The organism is Bilifractor sp. LCP21S3_A7 (genome assembly GCF_052118825.1).
Taxonomy (GTDB): Bacteria; Bacillota; Clostridia; order Lachnospirales; family Lachnospiraceae; genus Bilifractor.
The window spans coordinates 324,656-346,004 of record NZ_JBQKGL010000002.1 but is presented as its reverse complement, the minus strand read 5'-3'; the positions used below and the strand labels follow the sequence as shown (position 1 = coordinate 346,004).

Sequence of the window (21,349 nt, the reverse complement as noted above, 5' to 3'; positions counted from 1 at the left end):
CATTTGGTATGCGCAAGGCTATTCGCCTGGTTCGCCATGAGATCACCTCTTTCTTTTAAATAGTGGCTTGGACACCTCTATTATAGAAAGAGTTGATCTCAATTGTATAACCATTTGACTCTCACCCGCATAGCGGGTGGTTTTTTATTTCGCTCGGCTCATATTTCCGTTGGGAAATACTCGCTCGAGCTCAACAGGCTAAAGCCCATAATAAAAATGCCGGCAATTCTGGGATGGCTGATTGCCGGCATGCTGCTCGGTCCCTGCGGAGCGGGCCTGCTCTCACCGTCAATTCTGGAGACCGGATGGTATAAAATGATTATCATCTGGATGCAGTGCGCGTTTGGACTGATGCTGGGGACGGAACTTATCTGGACGAAAATAGCATCTTATGGGCGGGCGTTAATCATTACGACATTGACGCAGTCCCTCGGAACCTTTGCCATAGTCTCTGTGACCTTCGCTGTGGTACTTTATCTGGCGCGTCAGCCCGTCTGGCTTGCGCCTGCATTTGGAGGCATCGCTCTTGCCACAGCTCCTGCGCCTGCCTTATCCATTGTCCAGGAATTTCATACGAAGGGGCCGGTTACAGACACGCTGCTTCCCATGGCGGTATTGGATGATATTGTCGGAATTGCCGTCTTTTTTACCGTAAATTCCTTTATTGCTAGCAGAGTTTCCGGCGGAGCAGTGCCCCTGTATATGATTCCTGTCATGATTTTTCTGCCGATCGCGATCGGCATTGTAACCGGTGTTCCGGCAGGAATGCTGTTGAAGAAAAAACCGGGAAAGTCCGGAACACTTCTGATTCTACTGGCCGGAATTACGCTTACAGCAGCAAGTGGTCTGTTTTTCAACCGGGTAGTTTTTACAAATATCACACTGAATTACATGCTGATGGGAGTATCCTTCTCCGCTGTATTCTCCAACCGGATCCCGCAGAGACAGCTGGAGCAGACAACGACATGGTTTCATCCCATCCTCGGCGTCAGCCTGCTGGCCGCCATCACCGACCTTGGCGCTCCGCTTGACTATCACCTGATTCTCGGAGCAGGTCTCTATACCTTTGTATACATTGCTTCCCGTGCCTTTGGAAAATATTTCGGTGCCAGAGTGGGCGCCAGGGCAACACACATGCCGGTGACGGTACAGAAGTACCTTGGACTCACGCTTCTCCCGCATTCCGGTGTATCTCTGGTATTTACCGGAATTGTATGCAGTGTTCTCGCGGCTTCCCGGCCCGGGCTCTCATCCCTGGTGAAGGGGACCATCGCGGCCGCGGCCGTGATCAATGAGATCATCGCGGTAATCGCCGCAAAAAAGGGCTTTGAACTTGCCGGAGAGACTGAAGCAAAGCCAAAGACCATTCATGCATCTGACAGCACAACGGGCAGGACCTCAGGCCCGGTTAACTGACTGTCAGCGGCAAAAGATCGGAGCCGGTATGCCTCTTAACGGCTGTCTAACGGCTGATTTAGCGGTTTTTCTAAGCGACCGGTTTAAAGGCTGGTCTAATGACCGGTTTAGCGGCTGGTCCTGCGAAAAACTTCCAAAAAATCCAGGAGATACTGCCGGAGGGTCTCATCTTCCGTCTCTTCACTCCCGGCAAGCCTCGATTGAAAATCCTCCCACCGGAAGTAGGCGGGCTTTGATTTGTAGTCCATGTAAAAGGCCGGCTCGATCTGACCGGAAAACTGCGGCAGAAAGGTTCCCCGGGCTCTTTGGTAACAGGTTGCCGCCCTGGCTTTTTCCCGATGCTCCGGATCTACAAATATCGCAACGTCCCGATGAATTGCCCTGTCCTCATCCGGCAGATAGAAGTAATTCCTGTAATCGGAAAAGAAATGCTTCATCTCCATCTTTCGTGTGCGGATCAGAAGATCCGCGCTCAGCGGATTCTCCCCGCATCCTAAACGGAGGACCGCTCCGTACTCCCGGTCCGTGACCGCAGCCGGGACAGGGAAGGCGTGATCGGCTTTCATGCGGATCCGCAGTGCCTGTCTCTCAGGTGAACTCGCCCCATTTTCTTGAAAGCAAAAGTCATCTCCGCACGGCATCGCTTCTCCGGATTCTCCAACCATTGCTTCTCCGGACAGTCGGAAGCCTCCGCTGAAAAACAGAGGATAGGAGAGTACCGGTATAATATCAGCCATGCCCGCGACATCGTCATGATTGTGAAGGAAGAGAAGATGCAGCAGTTCCTCATCCCGGCTTTCCAGGTAACGCCGGTATACCGGTATCAGATCACCGCCACTTGAGCGATCCTCTCTTTCGACCCCGAGAAATTTCTCCACATCCTTCTGCTTCAGAGAGGGCAGGCCCAGAAACTTCTGAAGAGGATGCACCTCCCGGTAGATATCAACGCTCTCCATCCCCTCAAACGGGTCTGTCAGACCGTAAAACTCACATTTATGCCGGATATACGGAAGATCAAACAAATTGCCATTATAATGCAGAAGCCGCACACTGCCTCCGCCTTCTTCGGAATTCCCGTTTTTTTCTTTCCCCTTCAGATCGTGCAGAAAATCCCCGAACATCTGCAGAAGATTTTTCTCCTCTGAAGGCCTGTCCAGAAACCACTGAACCAAAATCCACTCGCCGCAGCAGCAGTACAGGACGCCGATCAGATATACATGAGAGGTTTTCCAGGAAAGTCCCGTCGTTTCTATATCAAACAAAACCACGTCCTCATCCGGAAAATATTCCCGGATCTTTTCCGTCAGATGTCGCTCCGCAATTTCCTGTCTTTTCCGCATTATCTTCTCCTTTCTGCACAGTTTTTCTCAAGTCAAAGCGTCTGTATCATGCAGTCATATTCCTACATTATAGCTTTCGCGCCATCCTGCCGCAAGCGAAGCACGGAGCATTGCACAGCTTATACCATCTGTGGCACGGTTTACAAAATCCTCCGTTTCGTGGTAATATGATTGAAATATGGGGTACTCTGTACCGGGGATAAATTTCTGAAAGGCATGCGCACATGATAGGATTTCTGAAAGGCACAATTGAAGAAACAGGTCCGGATTATGTTGTCATTGACAATCATGGGATCGGCTGGATCGTTTATGTACCAACAGCTCTCCTTGACCGGGAACTCCGCGCAGGAGATGACGTGAAGCTGTACACCCATATGGCCGTTCGTGAGGACGCGGTGACACTCTACGGTTTTTTCACAAGAGATGATCTCGAAGTCTTCCGGCTCCTGTTAAATGTCAGCGGAATCGGTCCGAGGGGAGCTCTCGGCGTTCTCTCCACCATGACATCAGACAATCTGCGCTTTGCGGTGCTCGCCGACGATGCCGCCGCGATTGCGAAGGCGCCGGGCATCGGAAAGAAGACCGCCCAGAAGCTCATACTGGAACTGAAGGACAAGTTCCGTCTCGACGAAGCCTTTGAGAAAAAGCTTGCACACGGAGCGGAAGCGGACAGTGCCGCTGAGCCCGGTTCCGGCGGACAGTCCGCCGCTGCGGATGATGCCGTGCAGGCACTTGTCGCTCTCGGCTACTCGGGAGCCGAGGCCCTGCAGGCTGTTCGAAAGGCAGCCACCGATGAAAGTATGGACTCTGAAGCCATCCTGAAGGCAGCCCTGAAATTTTTATTCTGACCTGCATTCTGTCCGCACCGCGGCCGGCCGAAGAGCCGTTTCTCTCCAGGATTGAGGGGCACAGCGGCACGGAACGTTCCGTAACTAATATTATTTGTGGTGTAATACATCATTCAGGTATTTATGGAAAAACGAATCATACAAACTGAGGCCCGGCAGGAGGATGAACCGGTAGAAAAAAGTCTCCGTCCGCAGAGCCTCGACGAATATATCGGCCAGGAAAAGGCCAAAAACAATCTTCGGATTTATATACAGGCAGCCCGGCAGAGAGGCGATGTTCTGGACCACGTCCTGTTCTATGGACCGCCCGGCCTCGGAAAAACCACCCTTGCGGGTATTATTGCCAATGAAATGGGCACGCATATGAAGGTGACGTCCGGACCGGCAATCGAAAAGCCGGGAGAGATGGCCGCGATTCTGAACAATCTTCAGGAGGGCGACATCCTGTTTGTCGACGAGATACACCGTCTGAACCGGCAGGTGGAGGAAGTACTCTATCCGGCGATGGAGGATTACGCCATCGATATTATGATCGGCAAAGGTTCCTCCGCGCGGTCGATAAGGCTCGATCTCCCGAAATTCACTCTGGTGGGTGCCACGACAAGAGCGGGCCTCCTGACCGCGCCCCTGAGGGATCGTTTCGGCGTGATCCAGCACATGGAATTCTATACCGTTGATGAGCTCAGTGAAATCATCCTTCACTCCTCACGAATTCTGGACGTTGAAATTGACGATGAAGGAGCACACGAGCTTGCCAGACGGTCACGCGGAACCCCGCGGATTGCCAACCGCCTCCTGAAACGTGTCCGGGATTTCGCAATGGTTCAGTATGACGGGAAGATCACCGCGGATGTCGCGAATATGGCGCTGAATCTGCTGGAGGTGGACCGATACGGGCTGGACCGTACCGACCGAAAGCTGCTGACCACAATCATTGACAAGTTCCGGGGAGGGCCAGTAGGCCTGGATACGCTCGCCGCTGCCATCGGCGAAGATTCCGGCACCATCGAGGATGTCTACGAACCGTATCTGATCAAGAACGGTTTTCTGAACCGGACGCACAGCGGAAGAGTGGCGACCGAGCTCGCCTACCACCATCTCGGGATAGATATCCCCGAGAACTAAGGCACAGCACAGATTCAGCAGAGAAGAAGCGCTGACATACCAGGTGAGGAAGCTGCACCGCAGATATAACAGATCTGTCAAAAGAACAATCCGCAGCAAAGATACACCGGAAGCGGAAACCGGATCGCTAGCATCCGGCAGAATCCGTATTTATAACATATAGACAATACAGATACAGAGGGATAAACGTATGGCGGAAAAACATTCAGTAAAGGTTCTGATTGACGGAAAGGCAATTACTCTTTCCGGTTATGAGAGTGAGGAATACCTGCAGAGAGTCGCATTCTACCTCAACAACAAGATTGCCGAGCTCAGCTCCATCAGCGGCTACGGCCGCCTGACGCAGGATACGAAATCCATGCTTCTCGAGTTCAATATTGCAGACGACTACTTCAAGGCAAAATCCCAGGTGGATTCTATGGAGCAGGATCTCGAGAATAAGGATCAGAGCACCTACGATATCAAGCATGACCTCGTGGCGGCGCAGATGGAGATTGAAAGGCTCAAGAAGGAAAATGCAAGACTTCGTGAAAGCAGAAGCAATGGCAGTACCCGTAAATAAACGAGAGATGACTGAAAGGATTTCCGGCGGAAGAACGGCAGGCATCCCCGCTTTTCAGACAGAGCTTCTGGCCCCTGCCGGTTCTGTCGAAGCTCTGAAGGCTGCCTACATCGCCGGAGCCGACGCCGTATACATCGGAGGCAGCCGGTTCGGGGCCAGAGCGTATGCCGACAATCCCGGAGAAACCGAGCTCTGTGAAGCCATCGACCTTGCGCACAGACTCGGAAAAAAACTCTACATGACCGTCAACACTCTGGTCAAGGATTCCGAGATTGAAAAAGACCTCGAAGACTTCATGAAGCCATATGTGGAGGAGGGTCTGGACGGCGTCATCGTGCAGGATTTCGGTGTCATTGATCTCTTTCAGCATGTATTTCCGGATCTCCCTCTCCATGCCAGCACGCAGATGACGGTGACCGGCGTTCACGGCGCTGCCTTCCTGAAGGAAATCGGAATGTCCAGAATCGTCCCCGCAAGGGAACTCTCTCTGGAAGAGATCCGTCTCATTCATGACAAGACCGGTATGGAAATCGAAAGCTTCATCCACGGAGCGATGTGTTACAGCTATTCCGGCCAGTGCCTGATGAGCAGCCTTATCGGAGGCCGCAGCGGAAACCGGGGCAGATGTGCCGGTGTCTGCCGCCTTCCTTTCGAAGTCTATGAAAACGGAAAGCTCCTCACCGGGAAAAACACCAGATATCCGCTGAACATGAAGGATATGAACACGGTTGAGATTCTTCCGGATCTCATCCGTGCGGGTATTTCTTCCTTTAAAATAGAGGGACGAATGAAAAAACCCGAGTATACCGCAGGCGTCGTGCAGGTCTATCGGAAATACATCGACCGCTTCCTCTCGGACCCGGACCACTACCGCGTAGATAGCGAAGACCTGGAGTTTCTATGGAATCTCTTCAACCGCGACGGCTTTCATCCCGGCTGTTATCTGCAACGAAACGGCAGGGATATGATTGCCCTCAAAAATGAAAAGCTGAGCGATGTCCGTCAGAAGGCTGCTCAGCAGCTGACCGGACGAATCCGCGCTGATCTCAGCACACGTGAGGCTGCCCACAGGCTGCAGACTCCTGTCGCCGCAAGACTCAGACTCACTGCAGACGAAGGCGCCGTTCTTGATCTGTCATGGTCAGCGGACCAGTCGCCCCGTCTCCCGGAAGGTCCGGATTTTCCCGGAGAAATCGTCTCCGGTAAAGCCGGCTCTGTGCATGTCCGAATCCAAAAAGGCGGAATACAGATCGCAGAAAACCGTCCGGTCACCGAAGAGCGAATTCTCGCGCAAATGAACAAGACCGGAAACAGCCCTTTCTATTTTCAGGATCTGCGTCTGGAAGCGGGGAAGAATCTCTTCGTTCCGATGCAGCTGTTAAACGAGCTTCGGAGAGAGGGTTTTTCTGCGCTTTCCGAAAAAATCCGCGAGACATACCGCCGCAGCGCCCCGGCTGTTTCAAATACATCAAGGGATTTCTTCCGTACAGATACAGATACTGCCGGGCCAGGGCGGACCTGCTGTACTGCATCTGTCAGCTCCGTTGAACAGCTCCGTGCTCTTCTGGACATAAAGGGTCTCTCCGCACTCTGGCTCGATGCCGAGATGTTCCTTGGAGACAACGCACACTCCGGATTTCTGTCAGAGGCAGTACGAAGGACACAGGAATCCGGAAAGTCCGCCTTTCTGATGCTCCCCTATGTGATGCGAAAAGACAGCGAAGCGTCGCTGACCTCCCTTATCCGTGCATATATGTCCTTGTTCCCGGAATCCACGGCTGCGTCTTCCTGTGCCATTCTGGCGCGAAACCTCGAGGAGCTCGGCCTGCTCCGCTTCCTTGATCTTACCGGATATACAGTAGCAGACGCCGGAATCTACACGATGAATACGCGGGCAGAAGATTTCCTGGCCCGCTGGGGATATTCCCGCAACACAGCTTCCCTCGAACTCAATTACCGGGAACTTATAAAAAGAGACAACCGGACGAGCGAAATCATTGTATACGGCCGCGCTCCGATGATGCTGTCGGCTCACTGCCTGAAGAAGACAATGGACCGCTGCACCCATTCCGATGCTCGTCTTGTTCTGAAGGACAGAAAGGGAGCCAGGTTTCCCGCGGAATGTCACTGCGTTTCCTGCTACAATATCATCTACAACAGTCTGCCTTCCTCACTGTTAAAAGAGCATCTGAGCGACGGCAGGGATTCCTCATCCCCGCTGGACAGGCTGCATTTTCGATCCTTCCGTCTGCAGTTTACCGACGAGAGCGGTCCGCTCGCCTCGAGGATCGCGACCGCCTTCCTTGAACGGCGTGATCTTCCGGAGATGGAAACCACCCGCGGACATTTCCGCCGCGGCGTAGAATAGGTGCAGAGTGACAGAAGACAGAAAGATCCCCACAACATGAGGTGTCCGTTTCATGGTAAAAATATTAGTACAGGTATCGAAATACGTTCTTCTTCTGATCATGATTTTTTTCACGGTGGAAACCTTCATGGTCCTCAAGAGGAAATCAGATGAGGCACGGCGCCGGATCATGCGAAACCAGATCTGGCTCATGATTCTCTTCAACACCGTCAGCTATGTCATCATGTACCTTCAGTCCGAGGAGCCATATATGATCCTCATGCTGATCTGTGTGATCGGATATATCCTGGTGGTGCAGATTTTGTACCGGATTATATACCGGAAAGCCTCTCTTATTCTGCTGAATACAATGTGCATGATCCTGTCCGTCGGGCTGGTCATGCAGTCCAGGCTTGGAATTGATAATGCCAGAAAGCAGTTCATCATCGCCGCGTTTGCCACGATGGTCTGCTTCATCATCCCCGTTTTTGTCCGGAGAGTCCGCTGGGTTTCAAAGCTCACATGGCTCTACGGCATTGTGGGCATCCTGCTTCTCGGAGCGGTTCTGGCACTCGGCCGGGTTACCGGCGGTGCCAACCTCAACCTGAACATCGGAGGCATTTCCTTCCAGTTTTCCGAGTTTGTCAAGATCAGTGTCGTTCTGTTCATGGCTGGCATGCTTCAGAAGCGCACCGACTTTAAGCAGGTTGTCATCACCACGATCGTGGTCGCAATCCATGTCGGGATTCTGGCGCTGTCCGCCGATCTTGGCGCTGCGCTTGTATATTTTGTCGCGTATATCGTCATGGTTTACGTCGCCACCAGGAATCCCGGCTACATAGCTCTCGGTCTGGGAGGCATGGCAGGCGCATGTGTCGTTGCCTACCGCCGTTTTGAGCATGTCCGCATCCGGGTACAGGTCTGGAAGGATCCGTTCTCCGACTATGAAGGCACCGGATATCAGATCATCCAGGCACTCTTCGGTGTCTGCGCGGGCGGATGGTTCGGCACCGGCCTGTTCAACGGTCATCCGGAGATGATTCCTCTTGCGTATGAGGATTTCACCTTTGCAGCTATCTGTGAGGAATTCGGGATCATTTTTTCCATCTGCCTGATCCTCCTCTGCATGGGAATGTATCTGCTGATCGTAAACATTGCTCTCCGACTTGACCGGCCCTTCTATAAGCTGGTCGCGATCGGATTTGGTACGGAATATGCCTTTCAGGTATTCCTGACGATCGGCGGCACGACAAAATTCATCCCGATGACAGGCATCACGCTTCCGCTGGTCAGCTACGGAGGAAGTTCACTGATGTGCACAATTGCCATGATATCCATCATCCAGGGATTGTACATCATGAGAAAGGACGAGGACGAAGAACTTGAGGAAGAAAGACGAGAGAGGATACGGAGAAACAGAGAGCTCCAGAGGCAGCCGCAGAACCGGGATCAGGGATTCCGGCCGCAGCAGTACCGGCCGGAGCAGCCGTTCCGACCGGAACAGCAGTATGAACAGCAGCCGTACAGACCGCAGGGACAATCCGGACAGGTACGACAGGATACCGGAGACCTCGAACGAAAGATCGAAGAACAGACAAAAGAAGATCTCGCGCTCCGCAATCATTAGGCCCTACCGGATTGTGTCTTTCGTCTCCCTTGCGCTTTTTGCGTCTCTGATCGTCTACATGGTATACTTTCAGATCAACGACAGTGATGCCCTGCTGAACAGCCCATACAATAAACGGCAGGAGGAAGCGGCACAGGAGATCATCCGCGGATCCATTCTGGCGGATGATGGCACAACCGCCCTGGCAAGAACTGACACGGCAGACGACGGTACAGAAACCAGGGTTTATCCCTATGGCTCACTATTTGCCCAGTCGGTCGGTTACTCTGTCTACGGCGGAAGCGGACTGGAATCGACCCACAACAACGATCTGATCCAGTCCCACTCCGGCATCGTCACTCAGATGGAAAACGATCTGAACGAACAGAAGAAGGCCGGCGACAACATCGTGACAACCTTCAATGTGCCCCTTCAGCAGGCAGCAGCCGCTGCGATGGGCGACAATTCAGGGGCTGTAGTTGCCATGGATGTCGATACCGGAAGCGTTCTCGTGGATTACAGCAGCCCGACCTATGATCCGAACACTGTCGAAGAGAACTGGGACACCCTGACGAATTCCGACAACGGTATTTTCCTGAATCGCGCAACCCAGGGGCTTTATCCTCCAGGCTCCACCTTCAAGATCGTCACCGCGCTCGCGTATCTGCGGCAGAATGGCAGTTTCGATAATTTTTCCTACAATTGCACCGGAACATATGAAAACGCAGGCTTCACGATACATTGCTACAACTACGAGGCGCATGGGCAGGAGACCTTTGCCAGCGCGTTCGCAAATTCGTGTAACTGTGCCTTCGCCTACATGAGTCAGAACGACATCGACAAATCCACCTTACGGCAGACAGCCGATGATTTCGGTCTGAATCAGGCGGTTGATACCGATCTTGATGTCACAACAAGTACCTTCACGCTGGATACCAGCACACCGGACCAGCTGACCATGCAGACCGCGATCGGACAGGGCGACACCAGAGTCACACCCCTTCAGATGTGCATGATCGGTCAGGCTGTCGCCAATAAAGGCGTGATGCTGAAGCCCTATTTTGTAAAAAGCGTTGTAAGCGCTGAGGGAAGAACGGTAAAAACTACACAGACCACAACCTTAAAGCAGGTTATGGACGCGGGACAGGCTGCAAACCTGACGGAAGCAATGAGAGGCGTTGTGCAGGGCGGAACCGGAACTGCCATCGCTGACCTTCCTTATGACATCGTCGGAAAGACCGGAACCGCCGAATATGACAGCGCGGGCCACGCCCACTCCTGGTTTGTCGGATTCTCCAACACCGGTAATAACGATATCGTGGTCTGTGCCATCGTGGAAAACGGAGGAGACGGCACAGCCCCTGCAATCAATGTCGTCCGCCAGGTATTCGCCACATATTTCGGAAGCGAAAGCTGAACGGGATCTGTCGGAATCAGACGGAATCCGGCACTCCCGCATTTTATATCCTTCCTTGCGAACGGCGCACAACTGTCGTATACTAGTCATAATTATGGGAGGATAAAACACATGATAAATGCGGTCAGCTGCGGAGGAATCGTCATCTTCCGGGGAAAAATCCTCGTCCTGTATAAAAATTTCAAAGGTCGCTATGAAGGCTGGGTTCTCCCAAAGGGTACTGTCGAACAGGGAGAAGAGTTCACAGATACGGCTCTTCGGGAAGTTCGTGAAGAATCCGGGGCAAGGGCTACAATCATGAAATATATCGGAACGAGCCACTATACATTTGAGGTTCCGGAGGGCGAGGTGGACAAACAGGTCCACTGGTATCTGATGATGGGAAGCAGTTATTACAGCAAGCCGCAGTGGGAGGAATATTTCATAGATTCCGGATATTACAAATACCACGAGGCCTATCATCTGCTGAAATTCACGAATGAGCGCCAGATCCTCGAAAAAGGATACAGCACTTACATGGAGATGAAAAAATCAGGATTATGGGTACCCCAAAAGTAAAATTTTCAGGCAAGCTGTATCTCGGCACGCGGGCGGAGGAGCAGGAAGCGGAAATCCGCCGCGCACTCCGAAAGGGTGCATGGTTTCCCGGATTGTTTCTGATCACCTACCCTCTGAACGAGGCGGAGCAGCTGGATATCATTGAAGCAAAATATCTCAGAAATGATATCATTCTTCGTACGCTCCCGCCGGTTGTCGGTCTGGCAGTCGGAAAGCGTGAAGCGTACGAGGTTCTGACGCAGATCGCCGGGGAAACATTCCAGGCGACCGGATCATGTGATATGAAAACCTATCTGAGACAGACGGATGCTCCCGGAATGTGCACCCGGAGCAGAAGCATATCCTGAATCTCCGGACCAGGACATAGTTGCCGCACACTGAAACGCAGTTGCCGCAGACTGACGCACAGATGTCGCTCACTGCGACACAGCTGTCGCAGCTGACACGGACAGAAAGATAGAGGAGGAAGGATGCTGTCAGTTTTTCTTCACATTCTGTCAACGATTGGTATCATTCTGCTGTGGATAATCGGGATTATTCTCATACTCAGCCTTCTCCTGCTTTTCACCCCCTTTTTATACCGGGTGAAACTGAAGAAGCACGGAGACGAACTCCGCGCAGACGCAAAGGTCTGGTGGCTGTTTCACTTCTTCCATGCTGACTTTCATTTCAGGCGAAGCGGCGGAAGCAGCACGCACAGCGGGGAGATACGGATTCTCGGGATTCCACTCCTGAAGCTGATCAACAGAAGAAAAGAGAAAAGGAATCACCAATCAACAGAAACAAAAGAAGTCACCGGGGCCGGTGCGAAAACATTCCGCAGTGCCTCTGAGGCCAGGGGAGAGACCTGGTCCGCGGCAAAGAAACGTCCGACGGTAAGTCCCGGTCAATGGAAATACATGCCCGACAGGAGCACCGAAGAAAACGCTGCGGCACTCGATATAGAGGTGGCTGCAAGTGAAACACCTGGTCCGCTTGCCCGGTTCGGAGCGTGGATCAGCAGTCTGTTCTGCCGGATTCGAAAGGCCTTCCGCCGGTTTTTCACCTCTGCCGGGGAAGCTCTCCGGAAAATCCGCCATTTTCTGAACATTGCGACGGACTGGATCGACTACCTGGAATCGGAATCCTTCTACTGCTTCAAGGAAATGGCACTGAAGCAGCTCGCAGCTCTGCTTCATCATATTCTTCCTCGGAGAATTGACGGGTACGCTGAATTTGGCACGGACGATCCGGCACTGACCGGACAGCTTCTCGGCATCTTCGCAATTTTTTATCCGAAGATACCGGGCAGCCTGCAGATTCGGCCGGATTTTCAACAGAAAATCCTTGAAGCAGATATGGATCTTCGAGGTCATATCATTCTGGTTGTACCACTCGTGCGAATTCTCAGAATCGTTACCGCCAGAGAATTCCGAATCCTGATGCGGCGGATCCGCCGCAAGGGATCCTCTCAGGCGGATCGCGGCGGGGAGAATCCGGATACCGGTCACAAAAAGAGAAAAGGCATCATCCCTCGCAGAAAGAGGGCTGCCTGATTGCGATTCAGCTGCTGCACCGACAGACAGGAGGCCAGCCTGCAGAATCTTCAAATGATTTTGCATAACACCCGGCCATACAGTCTCCACGCTGTCATGCCCAACCAGGCAGCAGTAGTTTTAAACCAGGCAGTAGTTTTCATATTTAAAAAAACACCCGGCCGTACAGGGCCGTCATAACGGGAATTCCGAATCAAATCGGACAGGCAGCCCGCCGCCGGCAGGGATCTGAAATAACAACGGACTACAGGAGGAATACGGATTATGTCAGACAAGAAGAACAGCTTCGAAAATAATGTTGACTCGCTTTTCAAGGGACTGAATAACTTCCTTACCACGAAGGCAGTTGTCGGCCAGCCCGTTCCGGTCGGCGACAGCATCATGATTCCCCTCTCAGAGGTTTCCTTCGGTATGGGTGCCGGCGCTTTCAGCAACAATTCCAAAGATAACGGTGGCGGCGCGGCAGGCGCCAAGATGGTCCCGGCCGCTGTACTGATGGTAGCGAAGGACGGCACCACAAAGCTGATCAGCATGAAGAGTCAGGATGCGGTTTCCAAGATCATTGATATGGCTCCGGACATCGTGACCAAGATCAAGGAAGCTGTCGGTAAGGATGGCAGCGGATCCTCCGCCGGAGAATCGGACGCGGAAGAATAAGCCTGAAATATCCCGGAAGGATTAACTTCTATCCCGATGCAGACGGGATGAAACTTTGAACTTCAGTTCACGTTCAAAAAGGTTGGTTCAAAAAAGTTCCTGCGAAATCTTGCGAAATCTTTAAAAAGTTCTTGCAAAGAGCGGAGCGTTCTGATACAATAGCTGAGTGTTGTAAGCCGTTGTATCAGATTCGGCTTTAGTTTGTGGTTAAGGAGGTGTGATCATGGCAAAATGTGCTATTTGCGATAAGGCTGTTTACTTTGGCAATAATGTAAGCCATTCTCATAGAAGATCTAATCATATGTGGAAAGCTAACGTTAAGGCTGTACGTGTAAAGACACCACAGGGTACAAAGAAGATGTACGTTTGTACCAGCTGCCTGAGAAGCGGTGCTGTAGAGCGTGCCTGAAGTCACGACTCCATAAAAGGAAACATCCTGGAGATCTCATCCGTCATCTGATGAGGTCTCTTTTTTTTACGCGAACAGTGAGCCGCAGCCGAATGCGAAGTATTCGTGTGCGGCGAGCGTCGCGATAGCGAGATAAAACTCGCGCAGCGTGTTTTATCTCGTTGCTTTCCTCCCAGGCCGGATAGATCCGGCAGGTGTCAGAGTGAGGGTACCGCCGCACATTTACCCTTCACAATCCCACATGTTTACGCTATACTAAAGATTGTGTAATTGGGCTTACCAGTCCTCCGGATGTCATCCGGACTTATACGGAGCCCTGAATCTGATTACAGTATTGTCAGTATTGTATATATAGAAAGGAGCAGGAGATGAAAGGACGCGTTAATTCGGAATTCGGCGAAGTAGTCATTAATCCCGATGTCATCGCAACCTATGCCGGCAGCGTTGCCGTAGAATGCTTCGGAATTGTCGGAATGGCTGCCGTCAACATGAAGGACGGTCTCGTCCGTCTGCTGAAAAAGGACAGCCTGAAGCACGGCATTCATGTGATGATCAGCGATAATAAAATCTCCCTGGAGTTCCACGTAATTATTGCCTATGGTGTGAGTATCTCCACGGTAGCACAGAATCTGATCGACAGCGTGAAATATCAGCTCGAGGAATTTACCGGAATGAAAGTTGAGCATGTACGCATCATCGTTGAGGGCGTACGGGTAATAGACTGATATCTGAGGAGGATATAGTTTTGGCTGAAAATACAATTGATGCCAGTCTTCTGGCGCATATGTTTTTAACCGGCGCCCAGAATCTGGATGCCAAAAAGGATTGGATCAATGAATTAAACGTTTTCCCGGTACCGGACGGTGATACCGGAACGAACATGACCATGACCATCATGTCCGCGGTTCATATGGTACAGGATATCGACAGCATGAACATGAAGGATCTGGCAAAAGCGATTTCTTCCGGATCTCTGCGCGGGGCACGTGGAAATTCCGGCGTCATCCTTTCACAGCTTTTCCGGGGGTTCACCAAGGTTGTAAAAGGCTCTGACGAAATCGATATTCCCATGATCGCCGACGCCTGTGAAAAGGCAGTAGAAACCGCCTATAAGGCTGTAATCAAGCCTAAGGAGGGCACCATTCTCACCGTCGCGAAGGGAATGGCCGAGATCGCCCGCAAACTTGTGGACGCGCAAATGACACTCGACGTCTACATCAAGAATATCATTGATTATGGCAGCGAGGTTCTCGCAAAGACTCCTGACATGCTTCCGGTTCTCAAGGAGGCCGGCGTCGTCGATTCCGGCGGACAGGGTCTTATCACCATCCTCGAGGGCGCGTATGACGGCCTGATGGGAAAGGAAGTAGATCCCGACCTCGGTAAGGCAAAGGATGAGAATGCAGACAGAAAAGAGGCTCCGGAGGAAAAAGAGCCTGAAAAGCCCCGATTTATCTACAGTGCGGAATTTATCATCAACAGCGAGAAATCGCTTCCGCAGGCACAGATCGATGAACTCCGCACCTTCCTCGTCACAAACGGTGAACAGGTGGTGATTATTCCGGACGCCAGAGAGCTGAAGGTACATGTGCATACAAACGAACCCGGTCAAATACTTTCCAAGGCGCTGACGCTCGGCAGGCTGACCTGCATCAGCATCGACAACCTCCTCGTGGAGCACCATGAAAAGCTGATCAAGAACCCATCCAAGGCAGCCAGAGATCAGGCAGATGAGCTTCTTCGGAGAACCACTCCCGCAAAACCGGTCGGCTTTATCGAGGTCTGTGCCGGCGACGGCTTTGAAGAAATCTTCCGGGGCCTTGGCGCCGATTTCATCATCAAGGGCGGACAGACCATGAATCCGAGCACTGAGGACGTACTGGACGCGATTGATCAGGTCAACGCGGAGAACATCTTCCTGTTCCCGAACAACAAGAACATCATCATGGCAGCCCGTCAGGCGCAGGATCTGGTGCGCGAGAAGAACATCATCGTGATCCCGTCAAAGACGATCCCGCAGGGAATCACCGCGCTGCTCGGATATGATCCCGCACAGAATGTTGAATCAAATCAAACGGCAATGATGGACGCCATCGCAAATGTCCGCACCGCAGAGGTAACTTACGCAATCCGCGACACCACGATCGATAACGTTGAAATTCACCAGGGAGACATCATGGCGGTCGGTGACGATGGAATTCTCTCCGTGGGCAGCGATATCGAAGACACCTCCCTCGCATCCGTCGAGAAAATGATGTCCGACGACGCCGAACTTATCAGCATATACTTCGGAAAAGAATTCTCAGAAGAGAACGCAAACCGCCTCGCTCAGAAGATCACCGAAAAGTTCCCGGATGTGGACGTCGAAGTGAACAACGGCGGACAGCCGGTCTACTACTGTATCCTTTCCGTTGAGTAAAGCTGTGTCCGTCCGCGGGAAAGCGCACAAACTCGCGCAGAATCTTTAGTCCTGCAGGCGGAATAAAACACGCTTCGCGGGTTTTATCCCGCTGTCGCGGCGCTCGCCTCACTCGAAGGCTCCGCATTCGGCTGCGGCTCACTGTTCGCGTAAATCTATGAAGCTGCCCCTCCGGTCAGACAGACCGGTGAGGCAGCTTTCTTTGCAGAGGAGGAAGATATGTCATCCCGAAAGATACCTCCCCATTCCATCCGGAATCTGAAAGGAATCGGGGAAAAATCCGAGATTCTGTTCAACCGGGCAGGAATTTTCACCACAGATGATCTGATCCGGTATTATCCAAGAGAATATGACTCCTACGAGGAACCCGTCTCCGTCGGAGCGGTTGTCCCCGGTCAGAAAAACGCCGTCTTCGGACGGATCACCCGAAAGCCCTCGGTTCGGACATTTGGAGGAAATTCCATTACCATGGCTGTCCTCAAGGACGAGACCGGTTCTCTGCAGGTGAACTGGTTTCACATGCCGTTTCTCGCCTCCACCCTGAAGCCCGGCATGGTCTATATTTTCCGGGGACCCGTCATAGAGAAAAACGGCAGACGGATCATGGAGCATCCCGAGCTTTTCACACCGGCCGCCTACGATAATCTGCGGGGGCAGTTACTCCCGATCTATGCACTGACGAAGGGGCTCACAAATCAGGCCATTCGAAAAGCCATGGCACAGCTTATACAGACCCGGGACCGCATCCCCGAAATCCTTCCGGAAGAAATCCGTGAACCTCTTGGTCTTGCGGAGATAAATTTTGCGCTCGATCAAATTCATTTCCCGGATTCCCGTGACAGCCTCCTCTCTGCCCGAAACCGTCTCTGCTTCGATGAGTTCTTTTTCTTCCTTCTGGGAATCGCCCGTATGAAGGACCGGAATCGCGACAGAGTCAACCATTTTCCGATGAAGACCGTGTGGAAGACAGAGGAAGTCATCGACGCCCTTCCATACCGTCTCACCCGCGCACAGCAGCGGGTATGGAACGAACTGGAGAAGGATCTTGCATCGAACCGGCTGATGGAACGGCTGATTCAGGGTGATGTCGGAAGCGGAAAGACTATTCTCGCTTTTCTGGCCATGATCATGGCATTTGAAAACGGCTGGCAGAGCGCAATCATGGTCCCGACAGAGGTTCTCGCCGAGCAGCATTTCGCATCTCTCACGGCACTTCTTGAAAGCAGCGGCATCGAGGACGCATGCCCCGTTCTTTTGCGCGGCAGCTGTACGCCAAAGGAAAAAAGGGAAATCTATGAGAAAATCGCCTCAGGGGAGGCAATGATGATCGTCGGCACGCACGCGCTCATCCAGGAGGCCGTGACATATCCGAATCTCGGTCTCGTCATTACGGACGAACAGCACCGCTTCGGTGTCCGACAGCGCATGACGCTTGCCGGAAAGGGCTATCCTCCGAATGTGCTCGTCATGAGTGCCACGCCGATTCCCCGCACACTGGCGATGATCCTCTACGGGGATCTGGACATTTCCGTACTTGACGATATGCCCCGGAACCGGCTTCCCATCCGTAACTGTGTAGTCGGAACCTCCTACCGGGAGACCGCCTACCGCTTCATGGAAAAACAGATCGCGGACGGACATCAGGTCTATATTATCTGCCCGATGGTCGAGCCCAATGAGGAAATCCCCTGCGAGAATGTCACGGAATACAGCCAGAAGATCCGGAAGCGTTTTGACGCATCCATCCGGGTCGAAGCTCTCCACGGCCAGATGAAGCCCCAGCAGAAACAGGAGATCATGAATGCTTTCGCCGCTGGCGAAATCCAGATTCTCGTCTCCACGACAGTCGTAGAAGTCGGCGTCAATGTTCCGAATGCCACCGTGATGATGATCGAAAATGCGGAGCGTTTCGGGCTCGCACAGCTCCATCAGCTTCGCGGAAGGGTCGGGCGGGGCAGCGCCCAGTCCTACTGCATCTTCATGCAGGGCGATGAAAAAAAAGAGACCTCAAAGAGGCTCGAAATTCTCAACGAATCCAACGACGGATTCTATATCGCAGAACAGGATCTGAAGCTTCGGGGGCCCGGAGATCTCTTCGGCGTGAGGCAGAGCGGCATTGCGGTTTTCCAGATTGCGGACATCTACCGGGATTCCGCTATCCTGAAGGCAGCATCCCGGGCAGTAAATGACCTGCTCTCCATGGACGCGGAACTTGCACTGCCGCAGAACCGTGAGCTGAAAAATGCCCTGGATCAGTATATCAGCCGTTCGGGGATTGCTTCCGGATTTCCCGGGTGAAACACATTCGCATCCGGACTCTTTCGCGCATCGCGCGCGTCGTTACCTTTCCCATCAGCGAAGTCGAAATTCTTTGATAAAAGCTTCTTTCGCACATCGCGCGCGTCGTTACCGGATCCGATTTCGAAGAGCTCTCTTTTTTCATATATAAGCGGCGCATTGCTTCGTCCTTCGCACACCTGAAATCCTTCAGGTGTGCGCAAATACGTTGTACGAAATGCCGACCGAAGCGCTTCATTCCATCATAGTTATATCCGAATCGCTGATTTTTTTCCGGTATTCTTGAAAAAATAAAGAAAAAAGAATAATATAGATAAGAATCATATTTGACCATCAAATTTTTAAACAATTATCAGTTGAGTCATTATGGAGGAGAGAAAATGGCAGAGGCTAAGAAGACAGCTGCTGTAGCTAAGACCGAAATGAAAAAGACACCGGAAGCAGCGAAAACGAACGTAGTTGAAAAAGTAGCGGCAAAGGTTGAGAAGAAAGCCGAGAAGGTGGAACATAAGGTCGAACAGGCGGCAGCAGAGGTCAGAAAGACAGCCGCTGACATCAAGACTGCAGAGAAGAAAGCAGCAAATGAGATCAAAACCGCTGAGAAGAAGGCGGCATCTGATATAAAGACTGCTGGCGCAAAGACCGCATCTGACATCAAAACTGCAGGTGCAAAGACCGCATCTGATATTAAAGCCGCAGAGAAGAAGACTGTCGTTGCGGCAAAAGCTGCTGCAAAGAAGCCTTCAAAGGCATCCAGACCGGCAGTTCACAAAGCGGCAAAATCCGCAAAGGCTGCTGTGACAAAAGCTGCTGCCACGGTGAAGAAAGAAGCCGAAAAGGCAGTTGCCGCAAAGCAGGCACACGCTGCCGAGGCAAAACAGACAGTTGTTCTCCAGTACCTCGGGAAGGAGATTCCTTACAGCGAGCTTGTTGACCGCGCAGTCGATGCCTGGAAGGCAGCCGGCAAAGACGAAGCCGCTCTGAAGGAAGTCAAGGTATATGTAAAACCAGAAGAGAACAAAGCATACTACGTACTTAATGACGGCGAAGAGATCGGCAGTTTCGACATCTGAGTTTATCACCAATTCAAGCGAGACCTCTAAGGGGCTTCCGCAGCGGACATCTGCTCGGCGGCCTCTTTTTGTAGTAAAAACCCATAATCAAACCGTTTGCGGTTGCGAAATGTTTGTGCATTTGTTATAATGTGATCAGAAAACACTCGTGCTATATCGGCACAACAATTTGTATACGTCCCCGCGGCACTTCGCTGCTTTACAGCTTCCGTGCCGCTGACAGATATTCAGGCAGTGCAGGAAAGGGAGCATCACAACGCATGAACATTGGAATAATCGCACATAACAGCAAGAAGAGTCTGATCGAAGATTTCTGCATCGCATATAAGGGGATTCTTGCAAAGCACGAAATTTATGCGACCGGTACAACCGGAAGAAGAATCGAAGAGGTAACAAACCTTCACATCCATAAGTTTCTGGCAGGAAGCCTCGGCGGTGACAAGCAGTTTACGGAAATGATCGAGAGAAATGACATGGATATGGTCATTTTCTTTTATAACCCGGCAATCATTGATCCGAGAGAACCGGATGTCGTCAAGATCATGAAGTGCTGTGACCAGTATACCATCCCGATCGCAACCAATATCGCCACGGCAGAAATGCTGATCCTCGGTCTGGACCGCGGCGATCTTGACTGGAGAATTCAATATAAAGAGGCAAAGGAAGAATGAGAGTAATCGCCGGAAAATGCAGAAGTCTTCCGCTGAAGACACTTCCCGGTAAGGATACCCGCCCGACAACTGACAGGATCAAGGAAACGCTTTTCAATATACTCCAGAATGATATTCCGGGGTGCCGTTTCCTTGATCTTTTTTCAGGAAGCGGAGCTATCGGTATCGAGGCGCTGAGCCGGGGCGCAGAGAGCTGCTGTTTTGTAGACAAAAGCCGTCAGGCAGTAAGTATCATAAACGACAACCTTCGCTTTACAAAGCTGGAGAATCAGGCAACAGTTCTTCAGATGGATGTCATGTCAGCAGTCCGGTATCTTTCCGGACAGGCGCCCTTCGACGTTGTCTTCCTGGACCCGCCATATCTTCATGATCTGGAAAAGGAAGCACTCGAGACGCTCCGCACTGCTCCTTGTGTAACCGGGGATACCCTGTTTGTCGTCGAGGCTTCCATCAAAAACGATTTTTCCTGGCTTGACAATTCAGGCTATACATGTATTAAATGGAAGACATACAAAACTAACGAGCACCTTTTCCTGAGGCTCGATTCAGCAGGAGAATAACAGATGGTTATCGCCGTTTATCCGGGTACCTTCGATCCTGTGACCTATGGTCACCTCGATATCATTACCCGCGCATCAAAATTATACGACAAGCTCATCATCGGGGTTTTGCACAATTCTGCAAAAACTCCGTTGTTTTCATCAAAAGAACGTGTTAATATACTTAAGAAAGCTACGAGTGGGATCCCGAACGTCGAGGTACAGGCATTCGAAGGACTTTCCGTCGATTTCGCGAAGGCCTGTCACGCAAGTGTGATTGTACGAGGGCTGCGCCTCATCACTGATTTTGAATATGAACTTCAGATGGCACAGACAAACCGCAAGCTTGCCCCCGATGTCGATACCACTTTTCTCTATACGGCACTTCAGTACTCGTATCTGAGCTCTACAACCGTGAAGGAGGTTGCTGCGTTCGGAGGCGATATCAGCGAATTTGTGCCTCCTTTTGTGGCGGGTGAAATACACCGCAAGCTTGGTGACATCCGACGCATTCACAGCGAAGACTGAG

Annotated in this window: 20 protein-coding genes; 19 read left to right on the top strand and 1 reads right to left on the bottom strand. The window is 51.9% G+C overall.

The features are described from left to right. Positions 1-129: 129 nt before the first annotated feature. Positions 130-1,416 (top strand): cation:proton antiporter, encoded by a 1,287-nt coding sequence (locus ACTQ1O_RS03250; protein WP_441486083.1) that lies wholly within the window; start codon positions 130-132, stop codon positions 1,414-1,416. A gap of 107 nt (positions 1,417-1,523) precedes the next feature. Here the strand turns inward: ACTQ1O_RS03250 and ACTQ1O_RS03245 are convergent, their stop codons facing one another. After that, positions 1,524-2,756, bottom strand: a complete 1,233-nt coding sequence (locus ACTQ1O_RS03245) for a ribonuclease H-like domain-containing protein (RefSeq protein WP_441486070.1) — start codon at positions 2,754-2,756, stop codon at positions 1,524-1,526. A gap of 224 nt (positions 2,757-2,980) precedes the next feature. Here ACTQ1O_RS03245 and ruvA point away from each other — a divergent pair, with 224 nt between their 5' ends. From ruvA to coaD, 18 genes are all read left to right on the top strand, one after another. Further along, entirely contained in the window at positions 2,981-3,604 is a 624-nt protein-coding gene (gene ruvA / locus ACTQ1O_RS03240) for a Holliday junction branch migration protein RuvA (protein ID WP_441486069.1), read from the top strand. A 123-nt stretch (positions 3,605-3,727) separates the two neighbouring features. Next, the gene (ruvB, locus tag ACTQ1O_RS03235; RefSeq protein WP_441486068.1) at positions 3,728-4,729 is read left to right on the top strand and encodes a Holliday junction branch migration DNA helicase RuvB; all 1,002 of its coding nucleotides are present in this window, start codon (positions 3,728-3,730) and stop codon (positions 4,727-4,729) included. A gap of 190 nt (positions 4,730-4,919) precedes the next feature. Then, complete coding sequence (locus ACTQ1O_RS03230; protein ID WP_441475125.1) at positions 4,920-5,291, top strand: cell division protein ZapA; 372 nt, start codon at positions 4,920-4,922, stop codon at positions 5,289-5,291. Positions 5,292-5,334: 43 nt separating this feature from the next. After that, on the top strand, positions 5,335-7,659 hold the full coding sequence (locus tag ACTQ1O_RS03225; RefSeq protein WP_441486082.1) for a peptidase U32 family protein: 2,325 nt from the start codon (positions 5,335-5,337) through the stop codon (positions 7,657-7,659). A gap of 52 nt (positions 7,660-7,711) precedes the next feature. Continuing rightward, positions 7,712-9,265, top strand: coding sequence for an FtsW/RodA/SpoVE family cell cycle protein (locus ACTQ1O_RS03220; RefSeq protein WP_441486067.1), 1,554 nt, complete (start codon positions 7,712-7,714; stop codon positions 9,263-9,265). Then, the gene (locus ACTQ1O_RS03215) at positions 9,147-10,661 is read left to right on the top strand and encodes a peptidoglycan D,D-transpeptidase FtsI family protein (RefSeq protein ID WP_441486081.1); all 1,515 of its coding nucleotides are present in this window, start codon (positions 9,147-9,149) and stop codon (positions 10,659-10,661) included. Before ACTQ1O_RS03220 ends, ACTQ1O_RS03215 begins: the two co-directional genes overlap by 119 nt. Before the next feature lie 111 nt (positions 10,662-10,772). Continuing rightward, positions 10,773-11,219 (top strand): NUDIX hydrolase, encoded by a 447-nt coding sequence (locus tag ACTQ1O_RS03210; RefSeq protein WP_441486066.1) that lies wholly within the window; start codon positions 10,773-10,775, stop codon positions 11,217-11,219. After that, complete coding sequence (locus ACTQ1O_RS03205) at positions 11,201-11,566, top strand: hypothetical protein (protein WP_441486065.1); 366 nt, start codon at positions 11,201-11,203, stop codon at positions 11,564-11,566. The genes ACTQ1O_RS03210 and ACTQ1O_RS03205 overlap by 19 nt, the downstream gene beginning before the upstream one ends. A gap of 123 nt (positions 11,567-11,689) precedes the next feature. Beyond that, positions 11,690-12,754, top strand: a complete 1,065-nt coding sequence (locus ACTQ1O_RS03200; RefSeq protein ID WP_441486064.1) for a DUF2953 domain-containing protein — start codon at positions 11,690-11,692, stop codon at positions 12,752-12,754. A gap of 264 nt (positions 12,755-13,018) precedes the next feature. Next, positions 13,019-13,411, top strand: coding sequence for a GerW family sporulation protein (locus tag ACTQ1O_RS03195; protein WP_441100362.1), 393 nt, complete (start codon positions 13,019-13,021; stop codon positions 13,409-13,411). A gap of 223 nt (positions 13,412-13,634) precedes the next feature. Further along, positions 13,635-13,820 carry a 50S ribosomal protein L28 gene (gene rpmB / locus ACTQ1O_RS03190; protein ID WP_441100361.1) on the top strand — a complete coding sequence of 62 codons (186 nt, stop codon included), beginning with the start codon at positions 13,635-13,637 and terminating at the stop codon, positions 13,818-13,820. A 368-nt stretch (positions 13,821-14,188) separates the two neighbouring features. After that, positions 14,189-14,545 (top strand): Asp23/Gls24 family envelope stress response protein, encoded by a 357-nt coding sequence (locus ACTQ1O_RS03185; protein ID WP_441475131.1) that lies wholly within the window; start codon positions 14,189-14,191, stop codon positions 14,543-14,545. 20 nt (positions 14,546-14,565) lie between these two features. Then, positions 14,566-16,239 carry a DAK2 domain-containing protein gene (locus ACTQ1O_RS03180; protein WP_441486063.1) on the top strand — a complete coding sequence of 558 codons (1,674 nt, stop codon included), beginning with the start codon at positions 14,566-14,568 and terminating at the stop codon, positions 16,237-16,239. A 219-nt stretch (positions 16,240-16,458) separates the two neighbouring features. Then, complete coding sequence (gene recG / locus ACTQ1O_RS03175) at positions 16,459-18,537, top strand: ATP-dependent DNA helicase RecG (RefSeq protein ID WP_441486062.1); 2,079 nt, start codon at positions 16,459-16,461, stop codon at positions 18,535-18,537. Positions 18,538-18,917: 380 nt separating this feature from the next. After that, positions 18,918-19,610 carry a DUF6465 family protein gene (locus ACTQ1O_RS03170; protein WP_441486061.1) on the top strand — a complete coding sequence of 231 codons (693 nt, stop codon included), beginning with the start codon at positions 18,918-18,920 and terminating at the stop codon, positions 19,608-19,610. Between the two features lie 260 nt (positions 19,611-19,870). Further along, positions 19,871-20,281: a methylglyoxal synthase gene (locus ACTQ1O_RS03165; protein ID WP_441100347.1), complete on the top strand. Its 411-nt coding sequence runs from the start codon at positions 19,871-19,873 to the stop codon at positions 20,279-20,281. Then, positions 20,278-20,841, top strand: coding sequence for a 16S rRNA (guanine(966)-N(2))-methyltransferase RsmD (gene rsmD, locus ACTQ1O_RS03160; RefSeq protein WP_441486060.1), 564 nt, complete (start codon positions 20,278-20,280; stop codon positions 20,839-20,841). The genes ACTQ1O_RS03165 and rsmD overlap by 4 nt, the downstream gene beginning before the upstream one ends. Before the next feature lie 3 nt (positions 20,842-20,844). Next, positions 20,845-21,348 carry a pantetheine-phosphate adenylyltransferase gene (gene coaD, locus ACTQ1O_RS03155; protein ID WP_441486059.1) on the top strand — a complete coding sequence of 168 codons (504 nt, stop codon included), beginning with the start codon at positions 20,845-20,847 and terminating at the stop codon, positions 21,346-21,348. Position 21,349 lies beyond the last annotated feature (1 nt).